General features: G+C 62.4%; 1 pseudogene. It reads right to left on the bottom strand.

Annotated elements, in window-relative coordinates:
* Nucleotides 1–47: 47 nt before the first annotated feature.
* Nucleotides 48–242, bottom strand: a pseudogene (locus BST14_RS32210) (hypothetical protein); the annotation flags it as partial.

Genomic DNA, 242 nt, shown 5'->3' with positions numbered 1-242 from the left:
GACCTTGGGATGCTCGAACACATAGGTGCATTCGACCAACAGACGCGTCATGGAGTGCTCTCCGCGGAAGTGGGGTCCAGAGCCGCCTCGCCGGAGCGGCTGATATGGGTTTCGGCGCCCAGCCAGGAGCAACCGACGAAGTCTTCCTGGCGGTTGTTGATGACATGGAAGACCAGGCCGTAGTCGCGCCATTCGAAGTTGCGGTCCAGGTGCGAGTCCAGCCGCGACAGGCTCAGTGCCAC

The organism is Mycobacterium arosiense ATCC BAA-1401 = DSM 45069 (genome assembly GCF_002086125.1).
Classification (GTDB): Bacteria; Actinomycetota; Actinomycetes; order Mycobacteriales; family Mycobacteriaceae; genus Mycobacterium; species Mycobacterium arosiense.
The sequence above is the reverse complement of the archived record's forward strand: the minus strand, read 5'-3'. Positions and strand labels throughout refer to the sequence as shown.